The sequence below is a fragment of the Noviherbaspirillum denitrificans genome (assembly GCF_002211445.1).
Classification (GTDB): domain Bacteria; phylum Pseudomonadota; class Gammaproteobacteria; order Burkholderiales; family Burkholderiaceae_D; genus Noviherbaspirillum; species Noviherbaspirillum denitrificans.
This window is the reverse complement of the sequence record NZ_LSTO01000001.1, coordinates 1,095,815-1,110,379: the sequence shown is the minus strand read 5'-3', so window position 1 is coordinate 1,110,379 and position 14,565 is coordinate 1,095,815. Positions and strand designations below refer to the sequence as shown.

Sequence of the window (14,565 nt, the reverse complement as noted above, 5' to 3'; positions counted from 1 at the left end):
CTGCCGCTAAAGCGGCTGGCGGCCTTATCGCTCGCCATTGGCATTACGTCATGCGGCGGGGGCGGCTCGCCTGACGCCGCCTCGTCCGACACCAGCGGCGCAGTCGGCACCGCCTTGCCCTCGGCACCGGTCCCGCTCGCCGCGCCCATGCAACAAGCCTCCATCACCCGCGAGAACGGCTCGCTGCTGATTGACGAAATCTCAACCGGCTATTACAGCAACGATGTCGTCTGGATCGAGGTCGTCAATACATCCATGCACAGCATTTCGCTGCACGGTTATACCTTGCGCAGTTCCCATATTGATTCGGCAACGGGTGTCAGCACGCAGGCGCCGGCGGAATTTCCGCTGCCCGATGTCACGCTTGCGCCCGGCGCGCATCTTGTCATTGCATCCAAAACCTCGGATGCGCTGGTGGACAACGCGCAGATGGTCTACGTGAAAAACGGCAACGCGCGGCCATTCTGGAGCGACAGCGGATCGGTGGAACTGGTACGCGACGGCGCCACGGCGGATTTCGTGCGCTTCGGGACGTCGGTGACGATGCCGATGTCGCCGGAGGCCTGGAGCGGGGACAATGTCGCTGCGCTGCCGTCCGGCCCGGAAGAGCATGGCAAGTCCATCGTGCGACTCGCAGCACGCGGCGTCCCGGACACCGATTCGGCGGCCGACTGGTCGCTGGTCAATTTCGCCACGCCGGCCGGCCTCAACGATATCGCGCCCGGCGTCATCGATTCCGACCGCGACGGCATCCCGGACAGCGCAAAGCGGGCTGGCGGCACCTACGGCGGCCTCGACCTGTACGCAATGGGCGCGCGGCCGGGACGGCGCGACATCTTCCTCGAAATCGACTACATGGACGGCAACGACGTGGCGACTCGCCCGCGCCGCGAAGCCTTGCAGAAGATGGAACATGCCTTCGCCGTCAAGGGCATCGCGATGCACATGGACACCGGTGCGCTGCATGGACAGGATGCCGCTGCTTACAACCTCGGCGGCGGCAACAGCGTTTCGTTTGCGCCCTGCATTGAGCTCGACACATCCACCGACGGTGCCGGCGCGCGTGACGGCTGCACCTCCTTCCAGGCGGTCAAGAACCGGAACATGGATGTGCGGCGCCGGCTGCTGTTCCACTACGCGCTGTTCGCCAATTCGCTCAATACCGACGGCAGCGCGGGGCCGTCCGGCATTTCGGAAATGTCGGGCAACGACCTCATCATTTCGCTGGGCGGCTACGACTTCCAGGTCGATACCGACACAGGCAGGAACATGCTCATCAACATGCAAGCCAGCACGCTGATGCATGAGTTCGGCCACAATCTCGGCCTGCATCACGGCGGCAACGAGGACGTCAACTACAAGCCCAACCATTACAGCGTGATGAACTACATGTACCAGTTCGCCGGACTGAGCGCGACGCCGGACAGCGTGTACGCGGCGGAGCGCTATTACCTGGCGAACGGACTGAAGGGCATCACCTATTGCGGACTGACCGAGAACTCGCCATGCAGCGACGGCTTCCTGATGAGCTATTCCGATGGCAGCAGCGTGCCGCTCGACGAGGCCCGGCTGTCGGAGGCCGATAACATCGGCCGCGGCAGCAGCGGCGGCGCGTATGCGGACTGGGACAACAACGGCGTGCGCACCGGCGGCACGGTGGCGAAGAACATCAACCCGCTGGGCGGCTTCGGGCGCACCGTGCTGAGGGATTACGATGAATGGGGCAACCTGCAGATCGCGTTCTCGCGCGGATTTTCAGGGAGCAGTTCGGGGCGGTCGTTGAGGGAGCCGGCGCCGTCGCGACAGTTCAATGCGATGAATCCCGGGCATCCGTTTGCGACGATCACGGAGGATGCGTTGCCTGAGGGGGTGAAGGAGATGATCAGGAGTGGGCGGCGCTGGAGGAGGTGAGGGAACGTATTGTTTGAAGGCGGGCGCCGTCCTTGATATGTTCGCCTTTTTTACCCCGTCATCCCCGCCTTCGCGGGGATGACGGAATGTGTATTTGCGGGAATTCAACAGCAGCCACTTGCCAGGATTTGCAAAGACAGGCTACGCGCCTCAATACCTCTTCCGCCTCACCCCAATCCTCCGGTGCCTCTCCGGCGCCTGCGCCCTGCGCAATGCATGGGCGTCCGCCGGATGCCCGCGGCGGCTCAATATGGACGCGAGGTAATCGTCGTCGATCAGTTCATCCTCATCCAGCAAGCCTTCCAGCTCTTCGACGATGATGCACTCGCTTTTTTTCGCTTTCATGTTGTTCTCCTCCAGGGCCTTGCGGGCCGGCTGGAACGGGTTCCTGTGGTCTCCGGCGTGAATGGGTGGAGCAAGCAGCGCCAGCTGCCGCGCGTATTCATGGCAGGGCGTGTCCTCCTCGGGCTGCATGGCGTTGCATGAACCGCGCTCGTGCGACCAGTGCAGGGTGTTGAGGACCAGGCACTGGTCTTGCGGCACTACCGCCGCCAGGTGCTGGCGCGCCTGGATCACGACATAGGCAATGCCGATTTGCCCCGAGCGGCGCAGGGTTTCATGCAGCAGTGCGTAAATCCTCTCGCCCCCGGGAGCGGGGGCAAGGGTGTACGGTGTGCCGAAACAATCGGGCGGGATCTCCCGTGCTTCGACGAAGGCGAGGATATCCACGGCATGGGTTGGCCGGGGTGGCTGGTACAGTTCCTTGTCGGGGAAGTTCACGAATCGCCTTTCTTCGTTCATTGGCATGGATGCTGGTCTCGATGGTGGGTGTCGCTGCGCTCTACCCACCCGGGTATTCTCCGGCGGTCAGTGCACACGGCGCTTCGCCCCCGCGCCCGAATCCGGATCGTCATCGTCCTCGTCTTCTCCCGACACGCCGAACTCATCGCGCAGTTCCAGCTTGCGTTCGCTGATTTCGCGGCCGAGTTCTTCCAGGTCGAGCTCGCTCTTCTTGATCTTCGGGAAGAGTTCCTTTTCCTCTTCCTGGATGTGGTGCTTCACGTACTCGCCGAGCACGGTGAACTTGGCATCGTAGAGGTCATCGCCGGGCTGCATCGCGGCCAGTTCGGTGATGAGCTGGCGGGCCGAGGCGTGTTCGACTTCCGCTTCGTCGAGCAGGTCCATGTCTTCGATGGCATCGCGGGCGGCGGGATAGAAGATTTCTTCTTCCACCTGCGCATGGATGGTCAGTTCGGCGCAAGCGGTTTCCACCAGCACCTGCTTGGCTTCGTCGTCGGTTTCCTCGTTTTCCTTCATGCGTTCAAATTCGTCGAACAGATCGGTGACCTTCTTGTGATCCTCGGCAAGAATGCGCAGTGCGTCATCTTCCGATGCCTTGTGGGACGGACGGCGCGAGGTGGTCTTGCTGCTGCTCTTCGAAGGTGCATTGCGTGGCATATCGATCTCCTTTGGGTAGCTGCCTGCCGGGTTGCAGTACCGGGCAAATCGCAAGCTCTGTGCCATGGACGGCGAGCGCACGGATTACGTCGAAAACCGGGGCGGCAGGGGTAAAAACCGCATCGTCGTGCAAGTGCATGGAATCGGGCGCGAACATCGCAGCTTTCGTTTTTTCATCACGATGTAAAAATTGCAGCGGGAAATTTTCAGGACTTCAGCGGTGGCAGCGGCTGCGTGGCGAAAGGCGCGTCTCCATCCAGGAGTTCAGTCGTGGCGCGGATCACGTCGGCGGGAGCAACCCCGGTGAGACAAAGCTTATGTCCTTGCGGACAAACGCTCTTGTAGCAATAACGGCAGGGCACATCGCGAAACAGTACACGGGCGGGCACTTGCCAGGGCGTATGTTGCGGGTTGGTGAGCGCGTACAGGTCAACCACCGGCGTGCCGACTGCTGCAGCGATATGCGCCGGCCCGGTATTGTTGGTGACCAGCACCGGTGCCAGTGCGATCAGCGCTGCCAGTTGGCCGAGGTCAAGCTGGCCGGCCAGCGAATGCGTGCGCGGCAGCCCGCTGCGGATTTCCTCGACCAGCGCGGCTTCGTCCGCACTGCCGCTGAAGACGAGCGGGCAGTCCAGCGATTCCAGCAGGCCACGAGCGACCGTGCGCCAGTGCTCCGGCGGGTAGCGCCGCGAGGTGGCGGTGGCGCCGGGATGCAGTACGATCCAGGTTCCGTCCGGATCGATGTCGAGCGCCTGCAGCCGCCCGATGACATGCGCCGTCGCTGCAGAAGGCACTTGAATGGATAAATGTTCGTCGTCGGCGCGCGCGCCGATGGCGGCAACCAGGTCGAGCTGGCGCCGCACTTCGTGGCGTACCTGTTCGTGCGGTTCGCTTTCCCGCACCCAGTCGCTCAACAGGTGGTAAGGATTTTCGCGGCAATGCGCAAGGCGGCGCGGAATGCCGGCGAGGTGGCAGAGCAGCGCGGCCGGCAGCGGATTCTGGCTGTAGACGGTGAAGATGACCGCGGCGTCGAAGCCGCGGCGCGCAAGCGTGGCGATCATGACGGCGTCGGCGGCGGGATCGGGTTGCCCGCTGTCCTTCATCCATGGCGCCGCGTAGACGATGGTGTCGTCGATCTCAGGAATGTAACGCGCGACCGCCGCACCGCTGCCGGAGGTCAGCAGCGTGATCTCGCATCCCGGCAGGGATTGCCTGAGTGCCCGGATGGCGGGTGTGGTCATGAGCACGTCGCCCATGTAATCGAGGCGGATACAGAGGATGCGCTTTACCTGCTCCCAGCTTCCGGCAATCATGTGGTGGCGGCTCCGCTATGCTGGACAGCATCCGCTTCGGCGATCAGCGACGCGGCAGCATGCAGGTCGGGTGCGGTGAAGTGCGGAGCACGCAGCGAGGACAGTTTCCACTCGGTCTCGTTGCCGTTGTCGATCAGCACGGTACGGCAACCGGCGCGCCGTCCGGCTTCAACGTCGTGCAGGATGTCGCCGATCATCCACGACTGCGCGAGTTCGATGCCGTGCTCTCGTGCCGCGCGCAGCAGCATGCCCGGCATCGGCTTGCGGCAGGTGCAGCGGATCGCATAGCGGCCGACCACGCCGTCCGGGCTGTGCGGGCAATAGTAGAAGCCGTCCAGGGTCACTCCATACTGCGCGAGGCGCTCGGCGATGCGGTGCTCCACCGGCCCCAGCGCGCCTTCCGTGAAAAGCCCGCGCGCCACGCCGGGCTGGTTGGTGACCACGATGAGTGCATAGCCGAGCTGCTTGAGCAGCTGCAGGCCCTGTCCGGCCTGCCAGGTCAGCTCGATCAGGGCAGGGTTGACGTTGTAGGGCACGTTTTCCACCAGCGTGCCGTCCTTGTCGAGGAAGATCGCGCGCATGATGTCAGGGCCAGGAAGACTCCTGCATCGGCAGCACCATGATTTCGGGAATCACTGTCTGCTCGGGCAGCTGCAGGACCGACTTTACCGCCAGCGCCACGTTGACCGGATCCTGCAGCGTTTCTGTGTTGATATCGGGGAAGCGGTCCAGCAGGAAAGGCGTGCGCATGCCGCCGGCGATGACGGCGGTGACCTTGATCTTTTTCGGGCGCAGTTCCGCATGCAGCGCATGCGACAGGCCAAGCAGGCCCCACTTGCTCGCATGGTAGGCGGAGGCATTGGGCCAGGTGCGCTTGGCGGCAGTGGACGCAATGTTGATGATATGACCGCCATCCTGCATGTGACGCGCCGCGTATTTCGACATCAGGAAGGGACCGTAGAGGTTGGTGCGGATCACGCGGTCCCAGTCGCCGAAGGACAACTCGTCGATGGATTGCGTGACGTCGGTGCCGGCGTTGTTGAGCAGCACATCGATGCGGCCGAAGCGCTCGACCGTCTCGTCGATGGCGCGCTCGGCGGCCACCGGGTCGCCGACATTGAAGCCGATCGCGTGGGTCTTGCCGGCGGACGTGCCGAGCAGTGAAGCAACGGTTTGCGCCTTGTCGAGGTTCAGGTCGCCCACCACGATATTGGCGCCGCAGCCCGACAACACATGGCACAAGGCCGCCCCGAGGCCGCTCGCGCCGCCGGTGACGAGGATGGTCTTGCCGGCAAACAATTCGGCTTCCGCCGGGTTCGGGACATGGCTGGATACGCTGGTCGTGTTCAATTCCCTCTCCATTGTGTGAAATGTTTTTGAAATGTTTCTTGAAGCGTAGGCGCGCGCAGCCGCATCCTCCTTGAGGAAAACGGCATGCGCGGCGCGCTTCAGCTGCGCAAGCTCACTTCGCCGGACGCCGCCAGCGGCTGCATGACGTAGGCGGTCGCCGGTTCAAGCACGCTTTCGTAGACGGCGGCGATATGCGTGGCGACATTGCGCCAGGTGAAGTGCTGGTAGGCACGCCGCATGCCGGCCCAGCCCATGCGTTGCGCGATGTGCGGATGGCGCTGCAGCCAGACCAGCTTTTCGGCCAGCGCTTCAGGATCGTTGGGCGGCACCAGGCAGCCGGTTTCGCCATCGACGACCGTGGTCTTGATGCCGCCCACCGCCGTGCCCACCACCGGCGTGCCGCAGGCCATCGCTTCCACCGGCGTGATGCCGAAGGGTTCGTACCAGGGCGTGGTAACGAAGACATTGGCGGCGCTGTAGTAATAGCGCAGTTGTTCGCGCCGGCGCTGGCCGGTAAAGGTGACCGCATCCTCGACATCGAGCGTTTGCGCCAGCGCCATCAGGCGGCCGAGCTCCGGCGTGGCAATGGGATCGGGCTGCTCCGCATTGCCGCCGACGACCAGCAGGCGCGCGCGCACCTGGTATTGATGCTTGAGGATGGCGAGCGCGCGGATCACGTTGTCGACCCCTTTGCGCGGCACCATGCGCCCCAGCTGCAGCAGGATGAATTCATCCTGGCCAAGCCCGAGCTGCTGGCGCGCGTCCAGCGTCACCGGCCAGAACTCGTCCGGATCGAATCCGCAGGGCACGATGTCGATGCGTTCGGTCGGCGCCCCGTAGAGCTGCTCCATGTCGGCCTGGTCTTGCGGGCATTCGGCAATGATGCGGTCGGCTTCCTGCATCAGCCGCTCTTCGATGGCGAAGCGGATGTCGGGGAAGGCGTCGGCTTCCTTCTGGTTCAGGCGCCGCACGCGGCCCAGCGCGTGGAAGGTCATGACGAAGGGAATTCCCAGCGACTTCCGCACCTGGCGCGCCACCATGCCCGACATGAAGAAGTTCGCATGCATCAAGTCGTAGGGCAGCTTTTGCCGTCGCGCAAAGCGGATCACGAAGCGCCCGAACTGTTCCATGAAAGGGAGCATCGCTTCCTTCGGCACAAAGTGCGCGGGCCCGGCGGGCACATGGATCACACGCACGCCGGGAACCCAGTCAACCACTTGTTCCTGGAACTCCGAGTCGCGCCGCGTGAATATGTCGACCAGGTAGCCGAGGCGGGCCAGCTGCCTGGCGATCTGGGCCACGTACACATTCTGTCCTCCGCTGTCGGTGCTGCCGATCAGGGCCAGGGGCGATGCGTGTTCGCTGATGAGTGCAATTTTTCGCATGGGTATGATTTGTTCGTTGTTGGAGTGTCCTAAGCAAACCATGTACCTAGGCGTTGAATTCTTTGCATCCTTTGATGTTGAGACGGGCGACTTTGATGCGGCGCAGACAGCGCGGTGCGCGGCGCAAGTAACAAATACAGCTACATGTAAAAACTGCGCCGGCGCGGCATGGTGGCGGACGCTACGGCGCGCACGCACTGCCGCATGGAAAAAGCTTGATGCTCTGGCACGGGAACTGCATCCACTGCCTTGTGGAGCCGACGCGGTGCCGCCTGCTTTCCTGCAGGGGACCTGCGCGGGGATAACAAGGACCATTCAATAAGGAGATGACTATGTGGACTGAACAATGGAAGCTGGCAGCGGCAACCGCCTCTGTCATCGTGCTCGCGGCATGCGGCAGCACGCCCATGCAGTCGTCGTCGACCGGATCCTATCCGGTCAGCACGACAACCACCGGCAGCACGATTCCAACGACGACGACCAGCAGCATTAGCGGATACGGCGTGGTACAGGCAATCGACGTGATTCCGCGCGAGCAGGCGGCCAGTGTCGGCCTTGGTACGGTAGCGGGCGCCGTGGTCGGCGGCGTGCTTGGCAACCAGGTGGGCAGCGGCACGGGACGCAAGGCGGCAACTGTCGCGGGCGCGATCGGCGGCGGCGTCGTCGGACACCAGATGGAGCAGAACGCCGGTAATGCGGGATCGGGGCAGGTCTACCGCGTCGCGGTCCGCATGGACAACGGATCAGTGCAGACGCTGGCGCAGGAAGTGCCGCCAGGCGTGCAGGTCGGCGACAGGGTACGGCTGGACAATGGCGTGATCGTCGAACGCTTCCGCTGATTCCGGCTTCAACGATGAAAGTGCAGGCCTGTGCGCCTGCACTTTGCTTTTCAGGGGAGGACTATTGGACGCCAACGAATGGAAGCTGATGCTGGAGGGCGCGTGGCCCTGGCTGCGCATCCTCGTCATCTGGGTACTGGCATGGGCCGTCCTGTGGATGATCCGCCGCGTGTTGCGCGTGCTGAAGACGCACATCGTCGGGCATGTCGACGCGTTCCGCGATTCGCGCCGGATCGAGACGCTGATGAATGTCTTCCGCTATACCGCCAACATCGTGATCGTCGGTGTTGCCGTCATGGCGACACTCGGCACGGTCGGCATCTCGATCGCGCCCATCCTCGCCACCGCCGGCGTCGCGGGCATTGCGATCGGCTTCGGCGCGCAGAGCCTGGTAAAGGATTTCTTCACCGGCCTGTTCCTCCTGATCGAAGGGCAGGTAAGCGAGGGCGACATCATCGAGGCAGCCGGCAAGAGCGGCCATGTGGAAAGGGTGACGCTGCGGCACATCCGCATTCGCGACTATGACGGCAGCGTGCACTTCATTCCCAACAGCATGATTACCACCGTGACCAACCGCAGCCGTGATTATGCATTCGCGGTGGTCGACCTCAATGTGCCGCGGAAGGAAGACCTCAATCGCGTGTTCCGTCTGATGGACGACGTGGTGCGCGACATGCGCGCCGATCCCGCAGTCGGTCCGTTCATCCTCGAGGATGCGGACATGGCGGGTGTGGAGAAGGTGGAGGATGCGGCGGTCGGGATCCGTTGCCGGATCAAGGTGCAGCCTTCGAAACAGTGGCGTGTGAGGCGGGAGTTTCTGCGGCGCATGAAGGCGGCGATGGATACGGTGGAGGAGGTGCAGTCGGCGGCGTGAGCGGCGTTTTTACCAGCCGGTTTGCAATCTTTACGTGCGCGCATTCCATCGTGGACACAGCCACCAACCACCCTCCCGGGCATGCTTGTTGCGTTTCATCTAACACCAGGCCAGAACGCGAAGCAGCCGATCCCATCGAATCGATAGTGACAGGAGTAAAGAACATGGCGATCAATGACACGCAATCCGTGCGCAGCACGACCTTGCCGCGGGAGGAAGCCGTCAGCTACAACCTGCGCCGCCAGGCATTCCCTGCCATCCGCTGGGGCGCCATCCTTGCAGGCGTGGCCGTCGGTATTTCGATACAGCTTGCGCTGACCCTGCTCGGCATTGCGACCGGGCTATCGACGACCGAGGTGACGCAGGGCGAGAGTGTGGGAACCGGGCCGCTGATCTGGGCCGGCGTGAGCATGCTGGTCGCCGCCTTCGTCGGCGGCTATGTCGCGGCGCGCATGTCCGGTCTCAAGCGCAAGGCGGACGGCGTACTGCACGGCGCGGTGTCGTGGGCGGTGACCACCATCCTGTTTGCGGTGCTGGCGACCTCGGTCGGCGGCACGCTGGTGGGCAGCGTGTTCAACAACATGAGCCAGCTTGCGCAGGCAGGCATGCAGGGCGGAGGGAATTCGCCCATTGCCGCCGTGATGCAATCGCAGGGCGCCAAGCTGGATCAGGCGTCGATGCAGCAGTTCCAGCAATACCTGCAGGCAGGACAGCGTGAACCGGCCATCCAGTTGCTGAGCGGCAGGCTGGGCATCGACCAGACCCGTGCGGCAGCCATCGTGGACCAGGCACTCATCATGATGGGATCTCCGCAGTCGGCTTCGCCGCAGGGCAGGCAGTCGACCGAGCATGCCGTACAGCGGGCCGGCACGGCGGCCTGGGTCGTCTTCCTTGCCGTGGCACTCGCGCTGGCGATCGGTATCGGCGGCGGCGCATTGGGTGCGGCGGGTTCGCGCCGGGTGAGCTGGACATCGCCGCAGGGCTGAGGATCGGACATGCATCGCATACTGGGCGGAAGGAACAGCAGGGCGGGCCGCCTGAGTGCGGGGCCGCCGAGATTTGCGCGGCTGTCGGCGGAGGATTCGAGCACCGCGGACTTGCTGCACGGATGCCCGGTCGTCACCGCGCACGGCGACAGGATAGGGACGGTGGACCACCTGATGGTGGATATCCTGACGCACCAGCTACGCTATGTGGTGCTGGCGCGCAGGAAGAACGAGGCAATGGTGTCGATTCCCTGGCATGCGCTGTACTTCGATGCGGCGCAGGGGAGGCTGGTGTTCTACACCTTGTATTGAAAGAGAATCGTAGGGTGCGCGCGGCGCACCCTACGTTTATTACGCTCCGATCAGGGCCGCACCAGGCAAGGCTTCTTGTTGTCGAACTTCCACCCCGGAATCAAAAACTGCATCGCCACTGCGTCATCGCGTGCGCCCAGCCCCATGTTCTTGTAGAGCTGGTGCGCCGCTTCGAGCTGGGCCATGTCGATCTCGATACCGAGGCCGGGCTTCTTCGGTACGTCCACCATGCCGTCCTTGATCTGCAGCGGTTCCTTCGTCAGGCGCTGGCCGTCCTGCCAGATCCAGTGGGTGTCGATCGCGGTGATCTTGCCCGGCGCCGCGGCGGCGACGTGGGTGAACATCGCCAGCGAAATGTCGAAGTGGTTGTTCGAATGCGAACCCCAGGTCAGTCCCCATTCATGGCACATCTGCGCCACGCGCACCGAACCCTGCATGGTCCAGAAGTGCGGATCGGCGAGCGGAATGTCGACCGATTGCAGCTGGATCGCGTGGCCCATTTCGCGCCAGTCGGTGGCGATCATGTTGGTTGCGGTCGGCAGGCCGGTGGCGCGGCGGAACTCGGCCATCACTTCGCGGCCGGAGTAACCGTTCTCGGCGCCGCACGGGTCTTCCGCATAGGCGAGCACGCCGTGCATGTCGCGGCACAGGCGGATCGCATCCTTGAGCAGCCAGCCGCCGTTCGGATCGAGCGTGACGCGCGCCTTCGGGAAGCGCTCGGCGAGCGCGGTGACGGCGGCGATTTCCTCTTCGCCACGCAGCACGCCGCCCTTGAGCTTGAAGTCGTTGAAGCCGTAACGCTCCCACGCCGCTTCGGCCAGGCGCACGATGCCTTCCGGCGTCATCGCCTTTTCATGGCGCACGCGGAACCAGGCGTTGTCGGCGTCCGGCTCGCTGTTGTACGGCAGGTCGGTCACGGTGCGGTCGCCGACGTAGAACAGGTAGCCGAGCATTTCCACCCGGTCGCGCTGCTGGCCCTCGCCGAGCAGCGCGGCCACCGGCACCTCGAGGAACTGGCCGAGCAGGTCGAGCAGCGCCGCTTCCAGCGCGGTGACAGCATGAATGGTCACGCGCAGGTCGAAGGTCTGCAGGCCGCGGCCGCCGGCGTCGCGGTCGCTGAAGGCCTTGCGCACGGTGTTGAGCACGTTGTGGTAATTGCCGATCGGCTGGCCGACGACCAGCGGACTTGCGTCTTCCAGGGTCTGTCGGATCTTCTCGCCGCCCGGCACCTCGCCCACGCCGGTCCTGCCCGAAGAGTCGGTGAGCAGGACGATGTTGCGCGTGAAGTAGGGGCCGTGCGCGCCGCTCAGGTTGAGCAGCATGCTGTCGCGGCCGGCGACGGGGATGACGCGCAATGCGGTGACGACCGGTGCGCCGTGCGCTGTGGTGGTTGCTGACATGTTCGGTTCCTGTCGAGTCTTGATGGATGCTTAGTCGAGTTCGATCTTGCCGATCTCGATCACTTGCTTCCAGCGGGCGAGTTCCTGCGCCTGGAAGCGGGCGAATTCTTCGGGCGTGTTGGCAACAATCTCGAAGCCTTGCGCGGTCAGGCGGCGCTTGTTTTCCGGATCGTTCAGCGCGCCGGTGATCGCGCCCAGCAGCTTGGCCTTGACGTCGGGCGGCAGGCCCTTCGGCGCGGCGACGCCTTGCCAGGAATAGACGTCGACATTCTTCACGCCGCCTTCAGCCAGTGTCGGTACCTGCGGCAGCAGGGCAGCGCGCTTGTCGCCGGTGATCGCCAGCGCCTTCAGCTTGCCTGCCTGGATGTGGCCGGCGACGACGTTGATGTTCTGGAAGGACACATCGGCATGGCCGCCGAGCAAGTCGTTGATCGCGGGCGCGCCGCCCTTGTACGGGACGTGGATGCCGCTGGTGCCGCTCTGCTGCCAGAACAGTGCGGCGGTCAGGTGGTCGGACGAACCGGCGCCGGAAGTGGCGAAGGTGACCTTGTTTGGATTCTTCTTCAGGTAGGCGATCAGTTCCGGCAGGTTGTTTGCCGGGAAGGAAGGCGTCGCGACCAGCACGTTCGGTGCACGCACCGCGACGGTCAGCAGGTCGAAGTCCTTCGACGGGTCATAAGCGAGTTTCTTTTGCAGGACCGGGTTGACCGAATAGACGCCGATGGAAGCGACCATGAAGGTATAGCCGTCCGGCGGCGCATTCTTGACGTAACCCGCGCCGATGGCGCCGGTTGCGCCCGGCTTGTTTTCCACCACCAGCGGCTGGCCGAGGGCCTGGTGCATCTTGGGACCAAGGGCGCGTGCGATGGAATCGGTGGAGCCGCCCGGCGGGAAGGGGACGACGGCCGTGATCGGCTTTTCCGGATATCCCGCGGCATGCGCGTTGGCAAGGAGGGCCGCGCCGACAGCGAGGGCTGAAATCAGTTTTTTCATCGATGTCTCCTGTGAAGCTTGTGGAATGAAGGTCAACAATCCAGTTCGAATGGTACCGCTACCAAAACGAATGGTAGCGGTACCAAATTTGGATGTCAAACTGTTTTTCCGGCAACAGGAAGGGGGCTGGGATCAGGCGCTGCCGCGTTCGACGATGGTGAATCCGACGTCGTGGATGGGCGACGCGACGGGACGGCCTTCCGCCCGGTCGATGATGAATTGCGCAGCCGTGCGGCCGATCGTGGTGCCGTCGATGCGTACCGTGGTCAGCGCGGGATGCAGGTCGGCGGCGAACGAGAGGTCGCCGAGGCCCACGACCGCGAGCTGTTCCGGAATGCGGATGCCGCGCGCCTGCGCCTCGGTCAGCACACCCAGCGCGAGCAGGTCCGAACTGCAGAACACGGCGTCGATGTCAGGGTGGCCCGCCAATAGGTCTGCCACGCCACGGCGCCCGCTACCCAGCGTGGTGGGGGCGGGCACGACGACGGACGGCACCTTGTTTTCGCCGCGCAGCGCCATGCCGAGCTTGACGGCGGCGTCGGAAAACGCGCGATGGCGCCGCAGTGCGCGCTCGTCGTCGCCGCTGATGGTCGCCACCCGCCGGCATCCGCGCCGGTGCAGGTAGGCCGCCACTTCAGCACCGATCTTCTCGTGCGAAAAACCGACCAGCATGTCGATCGGGGTGGGCGTCAGGTCCCAGGTCTCGACCACCGGAATACCGCTCGCCAGCAGGCGCCGCCGGCCTTCCGGCGAACGCATGATGCCGGTCAGGACGACGCCGTCCGGGCGGCGGCCGATGATTGTTTCGAGCAGCGCATCCTCGCGCGAATCGCGGTAGCCGCTCTGGCCCAGCATGAGCTGGTAGCCGCGCTCGGCGAGCGCTTCGGTAAGCGCCTGCACGGTTTCGAGGAAGACCGGGCCGGCAATGGTCGGCACCACGGCGGCCACCAGCCGGCTCTTGTTGGAGGCGAGGCCGCCAGCCAGCATGTTGGGGACGTACCCGGTGCGCTCGACGGCTTCGCGCACGCGCTGCAGGACTTCAGGGGAAACCGCGCTCGGCGTGTTGAGCGCGCGCGAAGCGGTGATCGGGGCGACGCCTGCGAGTTTGGCCACATCGCGCAGGGTGATGCCGCCGGCGCCGCGGCGGGTTTTCTTTTCGCGGGGCGCTGCTGCCGCGTCGTCCGGACCATGTGTACTCATGGCCGGGATTTTATCACCCGGGATTTGGTACCGATACCATCGCTACTTCCGCGCCAGGAACAAACCCTTGCCGCGCTCCTGAACGATGCCGGCCTTGGCGACGGCGCGCAGGCACATCGCCACCGTTCCGGCGAACGCTTCGTCGTACCAGGGATTGGCACCGCTGACACCGACCGTGATTCCGTCCACGACCGCGGTTCCCCACAGCACCGTATCGCCTGGCTCAAGCAGCCAGGGCCGCAGTTCCTGAACGAGATGGCTGTCCATACCCGTGCGCCATGCGACGCGTGCCTTGGCACGGGCAAAGCCGGCGTAGTCGGCATCCCATTTCGAGCGGTCGCCGACCGAATACTCATACAGGATCGCTTCCTCGAACGATGCATTGTGCGGTCCGCGCAGCGGATCCATCACCACGATGTAGAGGAAGCCGCTTTCCCCGACTTCCTTCAGCTTCATGGCTTCATGGATCATCGGCAGGGCGAGGCCGACGGCCTTTTCCGCGGCATGACGATCGATCAGATAGCTGCCTGCTTGTGACATGCGA

15 protein-coding genes are annotated in these 14,565 nt (G+C 64.2%); 5 read left to right on the top strand and 10 right to left on the bottom strand.

Going from position 1 to position 14,565, the window contains the following annotated elements:
- Positions 1-1,911, top strand: a 1,911-nt coding sequence (locus tag AYR66_RS05500) for a lamin tail domain-containing protein (protein ID WP_206047066.1), incomplete at its 5' end; no start/stop codon positions are given.
- Positions 1,912-2,061: 150 nt separating this feature from the next.
- On the opposite strand, the gene AYR66_RS05495 is transcribed toward AYR66_RS05500, so the two are convergent.
- The 6 genes from AYR66_RS05495 to AYR66_RS05470 form a co-directional block, all read right to left on the bottom strand.
- The gene (locus AYR66_RS05495; protein WP_088706692.1) at positions 2,062-2,718 is read right to left on the bottom strand and encodes a Ku protein; all 657 of its coding nucleotides are present in this window, start codon (positions 2,716-2,718) and stop codon (positions 2,062-2,064) included.
- 60 nt (positions 2,719-2,778) lie between these two features.
- On the bottom strand, positions 2,779-3,369 hold the full coding sequence (locus tag AYR66_RS05490) for a hemerythrin domain-containing protein (RefSeq protein ID WP_088706691.1): 591 nt from the start codon (positions 3,367-3,369) through the stop codon (positions 2,779-2,781).
- 206 nt (positions 3,370-3,575) lie between these two features.
- Positions 3,576-4,682 carry a lipopolysaccharide heptosyltransferase II gene (gene waaF, locus AYR66_RS05485; protein WP_088706690.1) on the bottom strand — a complete coding sequence of 369 codons (1,107 nt, stop codon included), beginning with the start codon at positions 4,680-4,682 and terminating at the stop codon, positions 3,576-3,578.
- Complete coding sequence (locus AYR66_RS05480; protein WP_088706689.1) at positions 4,679-5,263, bottom strand: D-glycero-alpha-D-manno-heptose-1,7-bisphosphate 7-phosphatase; 585 nt, start codon at positions 5,261-5,263, stop codon at positions 4,679-4,681. The genes waaF and AYR66_RS05480 overlap by 4 nt, the downstream gene beginning before the upstream one ends.
- Positions 5,264-5,267: 4 nt before the next feature.
- Positions 5,268-6,032, bottom strand: coding sequence for an SDR family oxidoreductase (locus AYR66_RS05475; protein ID WP_234814770.1), 765 nt, complete (start codon positions 6,030-6,032; stop codon positions 5,268-5,270).
- A gap of 98 nt (positions 6,033-6,130) precedes the next feature.
- A complete protein-coding gene (locus tag AYR66_RS05470; protein WP_170942075.1) occupies positions 6,131-7,417 on the bottom strand; it encodes a glycosyltransferase family 4 protein in 1,287 nt (428 codons plus the stop codon).
- 332 nt (positions 7,418-7,749) lie between these two features.
- On the opposite strand from AYR66_RS05470, the gene AYR66_RS05465 reads away from it, so the two are divergent.
- From AYR66_RS05465 to AYR66_RS05450, 4 genes are all read left to right on the top strand, one after another.
- Positions 7,750-8,256 carry an outer membrane lipoprotein gene (locus AYR66_RS05465; protein ID WP_170942074.1) on the top strand — a complete coding sequence of 169 codons (507 nt, stop codon included), beginning with the start codon at positions 7,750-7,752 and terminating at the stop codon, positions 8,254-8,256.
- A gap of 64 nt (positions 8,257-8,320) precedes the next feature.
- The gene (locus AYR66_RS05460) at positions 8,321-9,130 is read left to right on the top strand and encodes a mechanosensitive ion channel family protein (RefSeq protein ID WP_088706686.1); all 810 of its coding nucleotides are present in this window, start codon (positions 8,321-8,323) and stop codon (positions 9,128-9,130) included.
- 164 nt (positions 9,131-9,294) lie between these two features.
- A complete protein-coding gene (locus AYR66_RS05455; RefSeq protein ID WP_088706685.1) occupies positions 9,295-10,116 on the top strand; it encodes a hypothetical protein in 822 nt (273 codons plus the stop codon).
- 9 nt (positions 10,117-10,125) lie between these two features.
- Positions 10,126-10,428 (top strand): PRC-barrel domain-containing protein, encoded by a 303-nt coding sequence (locus AYR66_RS05450; protein ID WP_088706684.1) that lies wholly within the window; start codon positions 10,126-10,128, stop codon positions 10,426-10,428.
- A 50-nt stretch (positions 10,429-10,478) separates the two neighbouring features.
- On the opposite strand, the gene gudD is transcribed toward AYR66_RS05450, so the two are convergent.
- From gudD to AYR66_RS05430, 4 genes are all read right to left on the bottom strand, one after another.
- Positions 10,479-11,828: a glucarate dehydratase gene (gene gudD, locus AYR66_RS05445; RefSeq protein ID WP_088706683.1), complete on the bottom strand. Its 1,350-nt coding sequence runs from the start codon at positions 11,826-11,828 to the stop codon at positions 10,479-10,481.
- Positions 11,829-11,858: 30 nt separating this feature from the next.
- Entirely contained in the window at positions 11,859-12,821 is a 963-nt protein-coding gene (locus AYR66_RS05440; protein ID WP_088706682.1) for a Bug family tripartite tricarboxylate transporter substrate binding protein, read from the bottom strand.
- Between the two features lie 132 nt (positions 12,822-12,953).
- The gene (locus tag AYR66_RS05435) at positions 12,954-14,021 is read right to left on the bottom strand and encodes a LacI family DNA-binding transcriptional regulator (protein WP_088706681.1); all 1,068 of its coding nucleotides are present in this window, start codon (positions 14,019-14,021) and stop codon (positions 12,954-12,956) included.
- A 42-nt stretch (positions 14,022-14,063) separates the two neighbouring features.
- Entirely contained in the window at positions 14,064-14,561 is a 498-nt protein-coding gene (locus AYR66_RS05430) for a hypothetical protein (protein ID WP_088706680.1), read from the bottom strand.
- Positions 14,562-14,565: the final 4 nt, after the last annotated feature.

What these genes read in the sequence shown, in the direction of transcription:
- AYR66_RS05470 (WP_170942075.1), bottom strand. Translation starts at nt 7,417, where the DNA reads ATGCGAAAAATTGCACTCATCAGCGAACACGCATCGCCCCTGGCCCTG.
- AYR66_RS05480 (WP_088706689.1), bottom strand. Translation starts at nt 5,263, where the DNA reads ATGCGCGCGATCTTCCTCGACAAGGACGGCACGCTGGTGGAAAACGTG.
- AYR66_RS05490 (WP_088706691.1), bottom strand. Translation starts at nt 3,369, where the DNA reads ATGCCACGCAATGCACCTTCGAAGAGCAGCAGCAAGACCACCTCGCGC.
- AYR66_RS05465 (WP_170942074.1), top strand. Translation starts at nt 7,750, where the DNA reads ATGTGGACTGAACAATGGAAGCTGGCAGCGGCAACCGCCTCTGTCATC.
- AYR66_RS05455 (WP_088706685.1), top strand. Translation starts at nt 9,295, where the DNA reads ATGGCGATCAATGACACGCAATCCGTGCGCAGCACGACCTTGCCGCGG.
- waaF (WP_088706690.1), bottom strand. Translation starts at nt 4,682, where the DNA reads ATGATTGCCGGAAGCTGGGAGCAGGTAAAGCGCATCCTCTGTATCCGC.
- gudD (WP_088706683.1), bottom strand. Translation starts at nt 11,828, where the DNA reads ATGTCAGCAACCACCACAGCGCACGGCGCACCGGTCGTCACCGCATTG.
- AYR66_RS05430 (WP_088706680.1), bottom strand. Translation starts at nt 14,561, where the DNA reads ATGTCACAAGCAGGCAGCTATCTGATCGATCGTCATGCCGCGGAAAAG.
- AYR66_RS05435 (WP_088706681.1), bottom strand. Translation starts at nt 14,021, where the DNA reads ATGAGTACACATGGTCCGGACGACGCGGCAGCAGCGCCCCGCGAAAAG.
- AYR66_RS05450 (WP_088706684.1), top strand. Translation starts at nt 10,126, where the DNA reads ATGCATCGCATACTGGGCGGAAGGAACAGCAGGGCGGGCCGCCTGAGT.
- AYR66_RS05495 (WP_088706692.1), bottom strand. Translation starts at nt 2,718, where the DNA reads ATGCCAATGAACGAAGAAAGGCGATTCGTGAACTTCCCCGACAAGGAA.
- AYR66_RS05440 (WP_088706682.1), bottom strand. Translation starts at nt 12,821, where the DNA reads ATGAAAAAACTGATTTCAGCCCTCGCTGTCGGCGCGGCCCTCCTTGCC.